Genomic DNA, 14,966 nt, shown 5'->3' on the forward strand with positions numbered 1-14,966 from the left:
CCGGCCCGCGGCTTCCGCCGCGGCTTCCGGATCGTCGTCGCCGTGCTCGTGCTCGCGGTCGGCGGGCTGACCGCAGCGACCGTGGCGAAAGGACCGAGGGTCGCGTCCCTCGAGGTCGGCACCGGCGCCGTGGTCGAGCGCGACGGCTCCCGCGCCCGGCTGCACCTCGACCAGGCTCTCGAGCCCGACGCGCTGGACCGGGTGAGAGTGGCTCCGGAGGCTCCCCACACCGCCGAGCTCGACGGCGGCGTCCTCACCGTCACCTTCACCGACACCCTCCGCTACGCCACCCGCTACGAGATCGGGATCGACGACGCCCGCAGCGCCGCGACCGGCTCGGCCGCCGACGTCTCCGCCTCCTTCACCACGAAGGACCCCGACCTCTTCACCCTCGACCGCACCGCCGATGATCCTTCGCAGCCCGACGCCGTCCGCGTCCGCCCGCTCTCCGGAGGCGACGCCCGGGTCCTCGTGACGGCCGACCGGATCCAGGACTACGCCGTCGTCGGCCCGGTGCTGGTCGTCGTGACCATCGAGCCGGACGACACGAACCTCCTCCGCACGGTCACGCTGGACACCGGCTCCGAGGGCGTCATCCCGCTCCCCGGCCCCGGGACCGTGCGCGAGCTGCACTCCTCGCCGGAGAAGGGCGTGCTCGGCTGGACCTTCACCGGCCAGGCGCCGTCGGGCCCGCTCGACCGCGCCCTCTACTCCTACGACCTCACCGATCAGAAGGCCGAGGCGGTCCCCGTGCTCGGGATCGACGGCGGGCCGCTGCGGGCGCGCGACTGGATGTTCGTGCCCGGCACCACCTCGGTCGTCACCCACTCGCTCGACGACATGGTGCTCCTGCTCGACCTGCTGACGCCCGGCTCGATCAGCCCGCTCGGGCAGCACGCGGAGCTGCGCGGGTTCGTGCCCGGGGCGAACCGGCTCGTGGTCGCCGACCCCGAGTCGGGCTCGCTGATCGACCTGGCCGACGGCTCGGTCGAGACGCTCGCGCTCCCGCCGGCGGACGTGAGCGCGACCGCGTCGCCCGTGCAGGTCCTGCTCCTCGACTCCGGGAGCTACGTCGAGCTCGAGGCCGAGTACGCGCCGGAGACGGGGGCGACCCAGTACTCCGTCGTCCGCGTCAACGGGTCCGGCACGTCGGAGGTGTTCCGCACCTCGCCGACGGGGCGCATCCGCGGCGTCTGCCTCTCGCCGAACGGGCAGTACCTCGCCGTCGAGACCGTCTCGGTCGAGGGCAGGCCGGACGACTACCCGGGCGAGCCGGGCTTCAGCGCGACCTCGACCGTGCTCGTCGACCTCGGCACCGGCGACACCGCGCGCAGCGTCAACGGGCGCTCACGCGACTGGTGCGCATAGGGGGACGGCTGTCGCGCCTCGCGGCGTCGGGCTCGTGCACGAGCGGCGTCCGGGCCCGTGACGGCGTCGACCCGCCGTCACGGTGTCGGCCCTACTGCCGAGGTTCGGCCCGACGACCGATCCATCGGCCTGACTGCAGAGCTGCACGCTTGAGGACCGGCTCGTCCACCTGACTGCGGAGGTGCCGTCCTGACGACCGGCAGCCGACTCGTCGACCGCGTCCGGCCCTCCACCGCCGACGCGCCCGCCGCTCAGTCGAATCGCGCGCCCTCCGGCCGCGGCGGCAGCACGAACAGGATCAGCAGGAACACGTAGCCGGCGATCGGCACGAGGATCAGGAGGATCCAGAGCCCGCTGCGGTTCACGTCGTGCAGTCGCCGCCAGATCAGCGAGAGGGACGGGAGGAACGTCGCCAGAGCGATCGCGCCCGCGGCGAGCGACACCCAGAAGGTCTGGAACGGCGCGCCGCTCGGGTACGGCGTCAGCGTGAAGTCGAGACGCCACGGACCGCCGTCGGCCAGCTGCAGCAGCCCCGTGAGGACGCTGCCGAGGAGGATGATCCACCAGTACTCGGCCCGGCTCGCCCTCCCGCGGAAGCGGAGGTAGTTGCCGAAGAAGCGGCGGAGCGCCGCCATCGGCGGAGCACCGTAGTAGGGGAGGGTCAGCGGTGGCTCGAGGGTGCTCGGGCTCATCGGGTTCTGTCTCTCATCCCTCGACCGTATCCCCTGCTCCCCGGGGCGCCGCGTCGTCCGTGCGGACGACATCCCCGTGTTCGCACCGGACGATCGCCGCTGTGTCCACGACGCTGGAGGCCGCCGTGTTCACAACGGAGGAAGAACGTTCCAGGTCGAGCGCGAACAGGCGGATCGGCGCGCGCCGGAGCACGTTCTTCCTCCGTTGTGAACACGATCAGCGGTTGGGGACCGCCTCCGCGCGCACCGCCGCCGTCGCCCGCGCGTCGACGACCAGGCTGACCACGAGCCCCACCGCGACGATGACGATCGCGACCCACGGCAGCACGTCGAGCCCGCTCGCGTCGATCGCCAGTCCGCCGACGACTGCGCCGCCGCCGATGCCGATGTTGAACGCCGTCGTCTGGAGCGCCGCGGCGAGGCTCCGCAGCTGGAAGGAGGAGGTGCGCAGCATCCGGGTCTGCAGCATCGCCGGGATCCCGCCGAAGGCGATGTTCCAGACCACCGCAGCGACGACCACGGCCGTGGCGGCGCCGGTGCCCGCGGCGACGGCCAGGCCCGCGAGCGCCAGCACGACCGCGATCGCGGCGACCACGAAGCCGGAGCGGGGGAACCGGTCGGTCGCGAAGCCGGCCAGGACGAGTCCGACCGCGCCCGCGCCGCCGAACGCGAAGAGCACGAGCGGCACCGTGTCGGGGGCGAAGGAGGCGTTCTCGAGCCAGGGCGTGATGTAGGTCGAGAGGGTGTTCTGGCCGATCAGCACGAGGAGGATGACGACGCAGACCCCGATGATGCGGGGGAGGGTGCGGTCCTTCCGCGCCGGCAGGCGGATCTCGCCGGTCCGCAAGGGGATGTGGTGGTCGACCGCGGGCAGGAACTTCACCACGATCAGCGCGAGCACGAGGACCACGCCGCCGAGGATCGCGAAGGTGGGCCGCCAGCCGAACGCGTGCCCGAGCGCCGTGCCCAGGGGGACGCCGAGGACGAAGGCCGCGGATCCGCCGCCCGCCGTGATCGCGGTCGCGCGGCCGAGCTGCTCCGGAGCGACGAGGTGCGCGGAGTAGGCGGCGACGATCGCCCAGAAGAGGCCGTGGGCGAGGCCGCCGAGGATGCGCGCGCCGATGAGCAGCCCGAAGGTGGGGGCGAGCGCGGCGAGGACGTTGGCGACCGCGATGGTGCACAGCGCCACGAGGAGGAGGCTCTTGCGCGAGAAGCGCTGGGTGACGAGGGTCAGCGGGGTCGTCGCGACGACGACGGTCGCGGCGAAGATCGTGACGAGCTGGCCGGTCAGCGAGATGCTCACGCCGAGGTCGCGCGACATGTCGGGGATGAGCCCGGTCGGGAGGAACTCGCTCGTCACCGAGACGAAGACGGCGCCGGCGAGCGTGAGCAGGCCGATCCAGGGGAAGGCGGGGGCTTTCGCGGTGTCCTGAGGGTTCACGGTGTCCTGAGGTCGGGGGGCGGGCGGGCGGGGGACGACCATCAAGCCTCGCACGCCCGCGCGGCGTCGGCGCGCGCGGGCGCCCCCTGTCGTCCGGTGTTCATCCGCGGAGCGGAGCACCGGTACGTCCGGGTCGCCGCGCCGGTCCTCCGCGTAGCCGCCGCGCCGACTACCACAGCGCCGCCTGCCCGTGTACGGGGTGGTCCCGGAGGCGCCGGTCGCCTGGGATGGAGGGGAGCGGCCCGATCCGGGTGCCGCGGACGGAGGAGCCATGCCCGACCAGTACACGTTCACGAACCCCGCCACCCAGTACCCGGACGTCACCCCGCCGGTGCAGCAGCAGCCCGAGCCCGGGCTGCAGTCGCGGATGACCCCGGTGCCGGACCTCGGCGAGGAGAGCTACCGCGGCACCGGCCGGCTCGCGGGCCGCCGCGCGCTCATCACGGGAGCCGACTCCGGGATCGGCGCCGCCGTCGCCATCGCCTTCGCCCGTGAGGGGGCCGACGTCGCCCTCGCGTACCTCCCGAGCGAGGAGGAGGACGCGCAGCACGTGATCGGGCTGATCCGCGCGGAGGGGCGCACCGCCGTGCCGATCCCCGGCGATCTCACGAGTGCCGAGTACTGCACGCGGCTCGTGGCGGAGGCGGTCGAGGGTCTCGGCGGGCTCGACGCGGTGGTCAACGTGGCCGGCAAGCAGATCTGGAAAGAGGACCTGCTCGACATCACCGACGAGCAGTTCGAGGCGACCTTCGCGATCAACGTCTTCGCTCCGTTCCGGATCATCCGCGCGGCCCTCCCGCACCTGCCCGCGGGCGCCACGATCATCAACACGGCGTCGGCGGAGGCGCACAAGCCCGCCCCCGACCGCCTGGACTACGCGATGACGAAGGGTGCGATCAACAACCTCTCGAAGGGCCTCGCGCAGCAGCTCGCCGCGAAGGGCATCCGCGTGAACGTCGTGGCACCCGGCCCGACGTGGACCGCCCTGCAGGTCAGCGGCGGCGTCGACCCCGAGAGCCTGCCCGACTTCGGCTCCAGCGAGTCGCCGATGGGCCGCGCCGCCCAGCCCGCCGAGCAGGCCCCGGCCTACGTGTTCCTGGCGTCCGCCGAGTCGAGCTTCGTCGCCGGCGAGACCCTCAACGTGAACGGGGGCATGGTCTCGCCCTGACGCGCCGCCGACGCGCGCATCGCTGCCGGGACGGACCGCTCCTGCGTGAGACACCGCCGGTACCGCGGCGTCTCGGGCAGCAGAGGGCGGCCTCGGCGGCGCCCAGCACTGGGCGAGGTCCCGCGTCAACCCTCTCCCGGGCGGCGGGGGGCGCGGGGTGGCATGGAGGACATGAGAACCACGACCGTCCTCCCCATCGAGACCTACTCCGACGAGCAGGGCTGGCACAACCGCATCGCCCACGCCCGCGTCCCGCTGAGCAGCCACGACTCCCGCCAGGAGGCGGAGGAGGTCGGCGAGGAGATCGCCCAGCAGCGCGGAGGCAGGCACGTCGTCCTCGGCTGAGTCCTGGAGCGGGGCGCGGCATACCGTGCCCCGCCTCGGAAGGCGCCCGGCTCTCGGAGGGCGCCCGGCTCTCGGAGGGCGCCCGGCTCTCGGAGGGCGCCCGGCTCACGGAAGGCGCCCGGCCCGCAGACGCGCCCGGCCCGCAGACGCGCCCGCTCGCCCCGCCTCTCGCGTGTAGCGTCCCCGACCCTGCCCGGTCAACCTTCTCGACCTCCCGGCCCCCTCCTCCCTAGCGTGGCCCGTCGTGCTCGCCCCTGAGCGCGCGACGAGAGGACGACATGGCCACCACGAGCGACGCCCCCGCGACCGGAGAGGCCGGCGGCACCTCCCTGCGCCGCCGCGTCACCGGCCCGCTGCTCTACTTCTTCATCCTCGGCGACGTCCTCGGCGCGGGCATCTACGCCCTCATGGGCACGCTCTCGGCGGAGGTCGGCGGAGCCGTCTGGATGCCGCTCCTGCTCGCGCTCGGCCTCGCGCTGCTGACGGCCGGCTCCTACGCCGAGCTGGTGACCAAGTACCCGAAGGCGGGAGGCGCGGCGGTGTTCGCGCAGCGGGCCTTCAAGCGTCCGATCGTCTCGTTCCTGGTCGGCTTCGCCATGCTCGCGGCCGGAGTGACCAGCGCGGCCGGTCTGTCGCTCGCGTTCGCCGGTGACTACCTCGGCACCTTCCTCGACGTGCCGACCGTGCCGACCGCGATCGTCTTCCTCGTCCTCGTCGCGTGCCTCAACGCGCGGGGCGTGGCGGAGTCGCTGCTCAGCAACACGGTGATGACCGTGATCGAGGTCGGCGGCCTGCTGATCGTGATCGGATGCGTCGCGCTGCTCGTGGCGGGCGGAGGCGGCGACCTCGCCCGCACGGTCGAGCTCAGCTCCGAGCAGGCGCCGGCGCTGGCGGTGCTCGGCGCGGCGATCATCGCGTACTACTCCTTCGTCGGCTTCGAGACCTCGGCCAACATCGCCGAGGAGATCCGCGATCCCAGCCGCGTCTGCCCGCGCGCGCTGTTCGGCTCGCTGCTGACGGCCGGTGCGGTGTACGTCCTGGTCGGCCTCGCGAGCTCGATCGCGCTGCCCGCCGACGAGCTGTCCGGATCCTCCGCCCCGCTGCTCGACGTCGTGTCGGCGAGCGGAGCCGGAGTGCCGGCGTGGCTGTTCAGCCTGATCGCGCTCGTCGCGGTCGCGAACGGCGCGCTGCTGACGATGATCATGGCGAGCCGCGTCACCTACGGCATGGCGAAGGACGGGCTCCTCCCGGACGTGCTCGGCCGCGTGCTGCCGAAGCGCCGCACGCCGTGGGTGGCCATCGCGGTCACGACGGTGGCGGCGTGCCTCCTGACCCTGGTCGGCGACCTGGCGACGCTCGCCGAGACCGTGGTGCTGCTCCTCCTGCTGGTGTTCATCAGCACGAACGTCTCGGTGCTCGTGCTGCGGCGCGACACGGTCGAGCACGACCACTTCCGAGTGTGGACGGTGATCCCCGTGCTCGGCATCGCCTCGTGCGTGCTGCTCCTCAGCCAGCAGGACCCGATCGTCTGGCTCTACGCCGGCATCCTCCTCGTGGTCGGGGTCCTCGTGCACCTGGCGACCCGCCGCTCCTCCCGCCGCACCGCCTGAGCCGCTGACGGTTCCGGCGGGGCCGCCGCTCCGCCGGACCGTCCCGCCCGAGGGCGGAGTCGCGGTCGCGGCGGCTCCGCCCCTGCCGCCCGCTGCCCAGGGCCTGCCCAGCGCGCGCGGGCAGACTGTCCGGAGCCGATGACGGCGACCGGACGAGGGAGCAGTACCCGGAACGCGACAAGACTGACTCGTAGGAGCTGTCATGTCCTGGATCGTCCTCATCCTCTCCGGTGTCCTCGAGGCCGTGTGGGCCACCGCCCTCGGCAAGTCGGAGGGGTTCACCCGGCTCGGCCCGTCGGTCGTCTTCGGAGTCGGCGTCGTCGCGAGCATGGCCGGCCTCGCCTACGCGATGCGCGAGCTGCCCACCGGCACGGCCTACGCGGTCTGGGTCGGGATCGGCGCCTCGCTGACCGTGCTCTACGGCATGTTCTTCGGCGGCGAGGGATTCTCGTTGGTGCGCACGCTGCTGGTCCTCGGGATCGTCGGCTGCGTGGTCGGCCTGAAGCTCGTGCACTGACCGCCGGTCCGTCCTCCCCTCCGCGAGATGCCACTTCAGGACGCGACACGCCGACGGAGGCGTACCGGACTGGCATCTCGCCGAGGGTCCGAGGCCGGTGGTTGCACGACGCCGCGCGTTCCACCTAGGCTCGGCGCATCAGGGGAGAACGATCGTTCTACGGTTCTCCCCGCCCCCCAAGGAGGACTCATGCCCACTCGTACCGCACGCACCGCCTGGAACGGCTCGCTCGAGACCGGCGAGGGCCAGGTCGAGCTCTCGAGCTCGAAGATCGGCACCTACGACGTCTCGTTCCCCAAGCGCGCCGCCGACGACGCCAACGGCTCGACCAGCCCCGAGGAGCTCCTCGCGGCCGCCCACTCCGCCTGCTACGCGATGCAGTTCTCGGCCGTCCTCGGCCAGGCCGGCGGCACCGTCGAGGCGCTCGACGTCCGCGCCGACGTCTCGCTCGGCCCGGACTCGGCCGGCGGATTCAAGCTCACCGGCATCAAGCTCACAGTGAGCGGCGAGGTCTCCGGCATCGACGAGGCCGCCTTCCTCAAGGCCGCCGACGAGGCCAAGGAGACCTGCCCCGTCAGCAAGGCGCTCACCGGAGTCGACATCACGCTCGACGCCACCTTCGAGGGCTGAGCCCCTCCGCACGTCCCGAGCACCCCGTCGCGCATCGCGGCGGGGTGCTCGTGCGTCCGGCGCGACCGCGGGCGGATCTCGCTACGCGCGCTCCTCGATCAGCAGGAGAGGGACGCCCCGGAACGGGACGCCGCCCTCAGACCCCTGTGCTGGTCGAGCAGCCGCTCAGCGGCGTCTCGAGCCCCCCCACCGGCCCCCCGCCGGCGTCAGACCGCCGCCGGCGCGTAGCGGAAGCCGGCGCCGAGGTGCTCCTCCGGCAGCCGGTCGCCGCGGCCGTGCAGCTTCTGGCGGAGGCTCCCCTCGACGTACTCCTCCGGGTACGCGCCGCGGCGGCGCAGCTCCGGAACGATGAACTCCACCACGTCCTCGAAGGTGCCGGGCGTGATCGCGTAGGCGAGGTTGAAGCCGTCCACGTCGGTCTCCTCGACCCACTCCTGCAGGTGGTCGGCCACCTCCGTGGGCGAGCCGACGACGAAGGGGCCGAGCCCGCCGATCACGCTGAGCCTGGCGATGTCGCGGACCTTCCACTCCGAGCCGTCCTCGTTCGCCTCCTGGAAGTTGGCGACGGCCGACTGGATCGCGTTGCTCTTCACGTTGCCGATCGGCTCGTCGAGGTCGTACTGCGACAGGTCGATGCCCATCCAGCCCGACATGAAGACCAGCGCCCCCTCCTCGCTCCCGTAGGAGAGGTAGTCGCGGTGCTTCTCGTGCGCGGCCTCGCTGGTCTCGGCGGTGATGATCGTCAGCAGGGTGTAGATCTTCGCGGAGTAGCGGTCGCGGCCGGCCGCCTCGAGCGCGTCGCGGATGCGCGAGACGGTCGCCTTCAGGCCCGCCTTCGTCGAGGACGCGACGAAGATCGCCTCCGCGTTGCCCGCCGCGAAGCGGATGCCGCGCGGCGACGCTCCCGCCTGGTAGATGACGGGGGTCCGCTGCACCGACGGCTCCGAGAGGTGGATGCCGGGGACGGTGAAGTTCTTGCCGCGGTGCCCGATCTCGTGCACCTTCGCCGGGTCGGTGAAGACGCCGGACTCGCGGTCGCGGACGACCGCGTCGTCCTCCCACGACCCCTCCCACAGCTTGTAGAGCACCTCGAGGTACTCGTCGGCGACGTCGTAGCGGTCGTCGTGCTCGAGCTGGTCCTCGTGGCCCATGTTGCGGGCGGCGCTGGGGAGGTAGCCGGTGACGACGTTCCAGCCGACGCGGCCCTTCGTCAGGTGGTCGAGCGTCGACATCCGCCGCGCGAACGGATAGGGGTGCTCGTAGGCGGTGCCCGCGGTGATGCCGAAGCCGAGGTGCTCGGTCGCGGCGGCCATCGCCGAGACGAGGAGGATCGGGTCGTTGACGGGGACCTGCGCGCCGTGGCGGATCGCCGCCTCGTTCGAGCCGCCGTAGACGTCGTAGGTGCCGAGCACGTCGGCGATGAAGATCCCGTCGAACGTGCCGCGCTCGAGCAGCTTGGCCAGGTCGGTCCAGTACGAGAGGTCCTTGTACCGCCAGGACTGGTCCTGGGGGTGGCGCCACATCCCCGAGGACTGGTGGGCGACGCAGTTCATGTCGAAGGCGTTGAAGCGGATCTGGCGGGTCATGGAGTCGATAGTGCCCAGCGGAGCCGCGAACGGGTACCGAGCGCGACGCACGGCGTCACAAAGCGACGCCCGTCGAGGCGTCCGGCGGGCCGGAGGCGCCCGGCGGTCTGATCCGGGTCGCGGCCGTGGCCAGGGGACGGCGACGGCGTTGTTTCGGGTACGCCCTCGATCCGGCGACGCCGCCGATCCGGGTCATCGGGAGGTGTCGGACGTCTTCGGAGTGGGAGCCGCCCGGAACGACGTCGACGCAGGCCGGTTCCCGTGGAACGACTCCTCCGCCCCCTCGCACCGCCCCCGTCCGCCGACCGGCCGGCTCCTCCTCCTACGCCAGCTCGCGCCCCAGGAAGCGCACGTGCTCGCCGATCTGGAACGCCTCGCCTCCCTCGTGGCCGTTGAAGGGGTAGACGCGGATCTCGCGGGGTCCGGCGTAGCGGTTGTAGGAGGCGTAGACGGTGGACGGCGGGCAGATGTCGTCGCGGAGCGCCACCGAGAACAGGGCGGGGGACTGCGCGTAGGGGGCGAAGGAGGTGCCGTCGAAGTACGAGAGGGTGTCGAACACGCGCGCCTCGGCGCCGCGGTGGGTGTGCAGGTACTGCACGATCTCGCCGTACGGCATCGTGTCGACCAGCCGCACGGCGTGCGGGATGTGGGAGAGGAACGGCACGTCGACGATCGCGGCGCGCGCAGACTCCGATTCGCCGAGCAGGCCCAGGATCCCGGTGACGGCCAGGGCGATCCCGCCTCCCTGGCTGCCGCCCGAGACGGCCACGCGGGAGGCGTCGACCGCGGGGTGCGCGCGCAGCACGTCGAGCGCGCGGACGGCGTCGGTGAAGACGCGGCGGTAGAAGTGCTCGGCGGGCGACTCGATGCCCTGCGTCATGAAGCCGGAGACGTGCGGCCCGCTGCCGACCGGGTCGGGCGTCGCTCCCGAGCGGTGCCCGGACCCCTGACCGCGGGTGTCCATGACCAGGTGCGCGTAGCCGGCAGCCGACATCGCGGTCCACTCCGCGAGCTGGCCGCGGCCGCCTCCGTAGCCGATGAAGGTCACGAGCCCGGGGAGGGGGCCCTCGACGCCGCGGGGGAGGATCAGCCACGCGCGGATCGGGTGGCCGCCGAAGCCGGAGTAGGTGACGTCGACGGTGTCGAGCAGCCCGAATCCGGCGTCGACCGGCTCGAACAGCGGCTCCGTCGCGGCCGCGCGCGCCTCGGCGATCGTGTCGCGCCAGAACTCGGCGAACCCGGCGGGCTCGGGGATCTCGGGGGCGTACTGCTCGAGGAGGTCGAGCGGGAGGTCGAACTGCGGCATCACGGACTCCTTCTCGGGCAGCGGCGCCCGAGGATCGAGGCTACTGGAGGGACGGGCCGACCTGGGTGCGGCGTGGGAGAACGCCGCAGGACGGAATGCCGGGGCGCCCTCCGCGTTCTCCTCAGCATGACGACGTACGGAATCATCGGAGCAGGCAACATCGGCAGCCAGGTCGCACGGGCGGTCATCGCCCTCGGGGACGAGGTGGTCATCGCGAACTCGCGCGGCCCCGAGACCCTCGCCGACCTCATCGCGGAGCTCGGCCCGAAGGCCCGCGCCGCCACGGCACAGGAAGCGGCCGAGGCCGCGGAGATCGCCGTGGTGACGGTGCCGCTGAAGAACCTCGAGGAGGTGCCGGTCGCCCCGCTCGCCGGCAAGATCGTCCTCGACACGAACAACTACTACTTCGAGCGCGACGGCCGCATCGAGGCGCTCGACAAGGGCGAGACCACGACCAGCGAGATGCTGCAGCAGCACCTCCCGGAGTCGAAGGTCGTCAAGGCGTTCAACCACATCATGGCGGCCGACATCACCACGGACGGCACCCCGGCCGGAACGCCCGACCGCCGCGCCCTCGCGACGTCGAGCGACTACCCGGAGGCGATCCACTTCGTGACCGACCTCTACGACCGGATCGGCTTCGACACCGTCGCGGTCACCCCGCTGAGCGAGTCGTGGCGCGTCGAGCGCGACCGCCCCGCCTACGTGGTGCGGCAGAACCGCGAGGAGCTCGAGGCCAACCTCGCCAAGGCCCCCCGCACGGTCTGATCCAGCCTCTCGAAGGGGAGCGGTGCTCCGGCGCCGCTCCCCTTCGGCATGTCCGGACGGCGTCGGAGGCGCGCCCGGGACGGCTCCCTCGGCGCTCGCAGCCGCCGGGCCTGCGATAGTCGAGAGGACCAGCCACGCACCAGAGAGTCCCCATCGGGCTCCGAGAGGAGAGGTCTGCCATGCCCTCGACACCCCGTTCCGTCCCCTCCCGCTCCGGGCTCTCGCGCCGCAGCGTCGTGATCGGCGGTCTCGCGGTGCTCCCGCTGCTCAGCGCCTGCACGCCCGACTCCTCCGCTCCGGACGACGCCCAGCAGGAGGCGCCCCGCACCCGCACCGCGGCTCCGAGCGGGCCGGTGGCGCTCGCCCCGGACGCGCTCGCCGCGAGTGCGGCCCTGTTCGCCGCGGCTCCGCTGGTCGTCCTGGTCGAGGACGTCGCCGAGTCCCGCCTGCGCGCCGCCCAGGTGAGCATCGCCTGGGGCGTGCCGCTGCTGGTCGGCTCGGCGGGATCCGGAGCGACGGCCGACCCGACCGCGGACGCCGCGGCCGCGGGATCCACGGCCTCCGGGACGCCGTCCGACTCCGCGACGCCGTCCGACTCGGCGGGCCCGTCCGGATCCGCGACCGCGTCCTCCTCCGCTCCGACCACCGATGCCCTCGCCGCCGAGTTCGCCCGCCTCGGCGTGACCCGGGTGCTCGCGATCGGCGACGTCACTGCGCCCGCCGGCGTCGACGTCGTCGCCTCCGCCTCCGACGCTGCCGCCCTCAGCACGGCGTCCGGCGTGACCGTGGCCGACCTGGCGCTCGCCGACCTCGCCGCCGCCGCGCCGTCCACCGCCTCCGACGCCCCCTTCGGCGCCCTCCCGCCCCGGGCCGACGCGCTGACCGGCCTGCACGGTCTGGCCCGCGCGCAGGACGCCGACGTCGCCGCACTGGCGACCGCCCGAGCGGCCGGCGTGCCCGTCACCGTGGTCGACGGCGACGACCTGCTCGCCTCGGGTGCCGCTGTGACCGCGATCGCCGGGGCCGACGCCTCCTGCACGCTGCTGCTCGGCCCCGTGCTCGCCGCTCAGCCCGAGCCCGAGTGGGCCGTGCGCGCGGCCGCGAGCGGCTGGCAGCTGCCGGGCGGCGGCCAGCGGATGTTCGGCGGGCACCTCTTCGTCGCGATCTACGGCACTCCGGGTGCACCCGTCCTCGGCGTGCTGGGAGAGCAGGGACTCGAGCCCACGATCGCGCGGGCGGAGGCGGTGGCCGAGCCGTACCGGACGCTCACCGACAAGCAGGTCGTGCCGAGTCTCGAGATCATCACCACGGTCGCGGCGGGCGACCCCGGCAAGGACGGCGACTACTCCAACGAGCTCGACGCCGCCGACATCCGCCCCTACATCGACGCGGCGCAGGCGGCCGGGATGTACGTGGTGCTCGACCTGCAGTCGGGGCTGACCGACTTCCTCACCCAGGCGAAGCAGTACGCGGACCTGCTGACGCTGCCCAACGTCGGCCTCGCGCTCGACCCGGAGTGGCGCCTGCTGCCGGGCCAGAAGCCGCTGGAGCAGATCGGGCGCGTCTCGGCCGCCGAGGTCGACAGCGTGTCGGAGTGGCTGGCCGACCTGGTGCAGAGCGAAGGGCTGCCGCCGAAGATGTTCGTGCTGCACCAGTTCCGGCTGTCGATGCTGCAGGACCGCGACACCATCCGCCGAGACCGGCCCGAGCTGGAGTTCCTCATCCACGTCGACGGCCAGGGCTCGCAGCCCGACAAGCAGGCGACCTGGGACGCGCTGCACGAGGGCGCCCCCGAGGGCATCGCCTGGGGCTGGAAGAACTTCTACGACGAGGACGCGCCGATGCTCACTCCCGCCGAGACCATGGCCGAGGTCCGCCCCCTCCCCGACCTCGTCACCTACCAGTAGGCGCCGCCGCCTCCCTCCCACCCTCCCGCGAGATGCCACTTGTGAGGGCGACACGCCGCGGACGGGCGCCACAAGTGGCATCTCGCGGAGGGGTGGGCGGGCGTCAGCGGCGCAGGAGCTCGCCGGAGAGGACGCCCGCCTCGACCTCCTCGAGCGCTCGGCCGCGGGTCTCGGGCACGCGCTTCCAGATGAAGACGAGTGCGAGCAGGCCGACGGCGCCGAACAGGAAGAACGTGCCGGTGATGCCGACCCCGGAGACGAGGGTCGGGAAGAACAGGCCGAGCACGGCGTTCGTGATCCAGTGGCAGAAGATCGCGATGCCGACGCCGACGCCGCGGATCCGCAGCGGGAAGATCTCGGACAGCATCACCCAGGTGACGATGTTGAGGAAGGTCTGCATGCTGCCCACGAACGCGACGACCAGCACCAATATGACGTACGGCCGCGCCGGGTTGCCCACGGGGAGCGCGACGGAGGCGATGCCGATCAGGAAGTGCATCGCAGTGGTCAGGGAGTAGCCGAGCAGGAGGGTCGTGCGGCGGTTCATCGTCTGCATGAGCCGCAGTCCGATCAGGCCGCCGATCACGGCGATCGCCCCGGGCGCGATGTTGGCGACGAGTGCGCCGTCGTGATCGAAGCCCGCCTCCTTCAGCACCGACTGGCCGTAGTACATGATCGAGTTGATGCCGGTGAACTGCTGGGCGACTCCGATCCCGATCCCCACCAGGAGGATGCGCACCGCCCAGCGCTCGCGCAGCGCCTGCAGCAGGGGGATCCTCGGGCCGTCCTTCGCGCCGATCGAGCGGGCGATGCTCTCCGCCTCGGCGTGCGCACGATCGGGCGTGCGGATGGTGGTGAGCACGCCGAGCGCCTCGTCGCGGCGCCCGTGCGCGATCAGCCAGCGCGGCGACTCCGGGACCCGGGTCATGCCGACGAGGAGCGCGGCGGCAGGCAGCGCGGCGACAGCGAGCATGATCCGCCAGACGCCGGGCAGCTCGCCCCAGACGGTGCCGATGACGGCGTTGGCCACGAAGGCCGCGAGCTGGCCGATCACGATCATCAGCTCGTTGCGGCCCGCGAGGGAGCCGCGGATCTCGGAGGGGGAGATCTCGGACAGGTAGATCGGCACGACCACCGAGGCGCCGCCGACGGCCAGGCCGAGGACCGCTCGGCCGACCACCATGACTCCGAAGCCGGGCGCCACGACGCAGAGCAGGGCGCCGACGAGGAACAGCACCGCGAGGAGGCGGATCGTGGTCCGCCGGCCGAGGGCGTCGGCGAGGCGGCCGCCGGAGATCGCGCCGATCGCGGCGGCGAAGAGGAGCGAGCTGGTGATGACTCCCTCGGTCAGCGCGGTGAGGCCCAGCTCGGCCGACATCGGCTCGAGGGCGCCGTTGATGACGCCGGTGTCGTAGCCGAAGAGGAGGCCGCCGAGGGTCGCGATGAGCGCGATGAGGCCGAGACGCCGAGTCGGCGCCTCCAGGGAGGTGGTGGTCATCCGCTCACTCTGGCGTATGCCCGCTCGCCGAGGGAACCCTGGACCGTCGAGGGAACCCGGTGTAGCGGGTTCTCTCGACGGGTCGGGGTTCCCTCGGCGGAGGAGAAGGGAGGGGGTAGGGGGGGAGGAG

Annotated in this window: 13 protein-coding genes and 1 riboswitch; of the genes, 8 read left to right on the plus strand and 5 right to left on the minus strand. The window is 72.7% G+C overall.

Features of this window, described 5'->3' with window-relative positions:
• Positions 1-42: 42 nt before the first annotated feature.
• Positions 43-1,368, plus strand: a complete 1,326-nt coding sequence (locus tag C5D44_RS13715; RefSeq protein WP_104275831.1) for a hypothetical protein — start codon at positions 43-45, stop codon at positions 1,366-1,368.
• 251 nt (positions 1,369-1,619) lie between these two features.
• Here the strand turns inward: C5D44_RS13715 and C5D44_RS13720 are convergent, their stop codons facing one another.
• Together C5D44_RS13720 and C5D44_RS13725 are read right to left on the minus strand one after the other, a co-directional pair.
• Positions 1,620-2,060: a DUF805 domain-containing protein gene (locus C5D44_RS13720; RefSeq protein WP_181110084.1), complete on the minus strand. Its 441-nt coding sequence runs from the start codon at positions 2,058-2,060 to the stop codon at positions 1,620-1,622.
• A gap of 217 nt (positions 2,061-2,277) precedes the next feature.
• Positions 2,278-3,501: an MFS transporter gene (locus tag C5D44_RS13725; RefSeq protein ID WP_104275833.1), complete on the minus strand. Its 1,224-nt coding sequence runs from the start codon at positions 3,499-3,501 to the stop codon at positions 2,278-2,280.
• 271 nt (positions 3,502-3,772) lie between these two features.
• On the opposite strand from C5D44_RS13725, the gene C5D44_RS13730 reads away from it, so the two are divergent.
• From C5D44_RS13730 to C5D44_RS13745, 5 genes are all read left to right on the plus strand, one after another.
• Entirely contained in the window at positions 3,773-4,669 is an 897-nt protein-coding gene (locus tag C5D44_RS13730; RefSeq protein WP_104277938.1) for an SDR family oxidoreductase, read from the plus strand.
• 171 nt (positions 4,670-4,840) lie between these two features.
• The gene (locus tag C5D44_RS17785) at positions 4,841-5,014 is read left to right on the plus strand and encodes a DUF2188 domain-containing protein (RefSeq protein WP_181110336.1); all 174 of its coding nucleotides are present in this window, start codon (positions 4,841-4,843) and stop codon (positions 5,012-5,014) included.
• Between the two features lie 278 nt (positions 5,015-5,292).
• A complete protein-coding gene (locus C5D44_RS13735; protein ID WP_104281992.1) occupies positions 5,293-6,624 on the plus strand; it encodes an APC family permease in 1,332 nt (443 codons plus the stop codon).
• A 129-nt stretch (positions 6,625-6,753) separates the two neighbouring features.
• A riboswitch (guanidine-III (ykkC-III) riboswitch) is annotated at positions 6,754-6,817 on the plus strand.
• Positions 6,818-6,826: 9 nt separating this feature from the next.
• Positions 6,827-7,141 (plus strand): multidrug efflux SMR transporter, encoded by a 315-nt coding sequence (locus C5D44_RS13740; protein WP_104222377.1) that lies wholly within the window; start codon positions 6,827-6,829, stop codon positions 7,139-7,141.
• 189 nt (positions 7,142-7,330) lie between these two features.
• Positions 7,331-7,771, plus strand: a complete 441-nt coding sequence (locus tag C5D44_RS13745; protein WP_104277936.1) for an OsmC family peroxiredoxin — start codon at positions 7,331-7,333, stop codon at positions 7,769-7,771.
• Between the two features lie 206 nt (positions 7,772-7,977).
• Here C5D44_RS13745 and C5D44_RS13750 read toward each other — a convergent pair whose 3' ends face one another.
• Together C5D44_RS13750 and C5D44_RS13755 are read right to left on the minus strand one after the other, a co-directional pair.
• Entirely contained in the window at positions 7,978-9,357 is a 1,380-nt protein-coding gene (locus tag C5D44_RS13750; RefSeq protein ID WP_104281993.1) for an LLM class flavin-dependent oxidoreductase, read from the minus strand.
• A gap of 322 nt (positions 9,358-9,679) precedes the next feature.
• Positions 9,680-10,663, minus strand: a complete 984-nt coding sequence (locus tag C5D44_RS13755; protein ID WP_104277927.1) for an acetylxylan esterase — start codon at positions 10,661-10,663, stop codon at positions 9,680-9,682.
• Positions 10,664-10,789: 126 nt separating this feature from the next.
• Here C5D44_RS13755 and C5D44_RS13760 point away from each other — a divergent pair, with 126 nt between their 5' ends.
• The gene (locus C5D44_RS13760) at positions 10,790-11,431 is read left to right on the plus strand and encodes an NADPH-dependent F420 reductase (RefSeq protein WP_104277928.1); all 642 of its coding nucleotides are present in this window, start codon (positions 10,790-10,792) and stop codon (positions 11,429-11,431) included.
• 179 nt (positions 11,432-11,610) lie between these two features.
• Positions 11,611-13,338, plus strand: coding sequence for a hypothetical protein (locus C5D44_RS13765; protein WP_104281994.1), 1,728 nt, complete (start codon positions 11,611-11,613; stop codon positions 13,336-13,338).
• 103 nt (positions 13,339-13,441) lie between these two features.
• On the opposite strand, the gene C5D44_RS13770 is transcribed toward C5D44_RS13765, so the two are convergent.
• Positions 13,442-14,836 (minus strand): sugar porter family MFS transporter, encoded by a 1,395-nt coding sequence (locus C5D44_RS13770; protein WP_104281995.1) that lies wholly within the window; start codon positions 14,834-14,836, stop codon positions 13,442-13,444.
• Positions 14,837-14,966 lie beyond the last annotated feature (130 nt).

Origin of the sequence: Rathayibacter sp. AY1B5, from assembly GCF_002932795.1 — a bacterium.
Lineage (GTDB): Bacteria > Actinomycetota > Actinomycetes > Actinomycetales > Microbacteriaceae > Rathayibacter.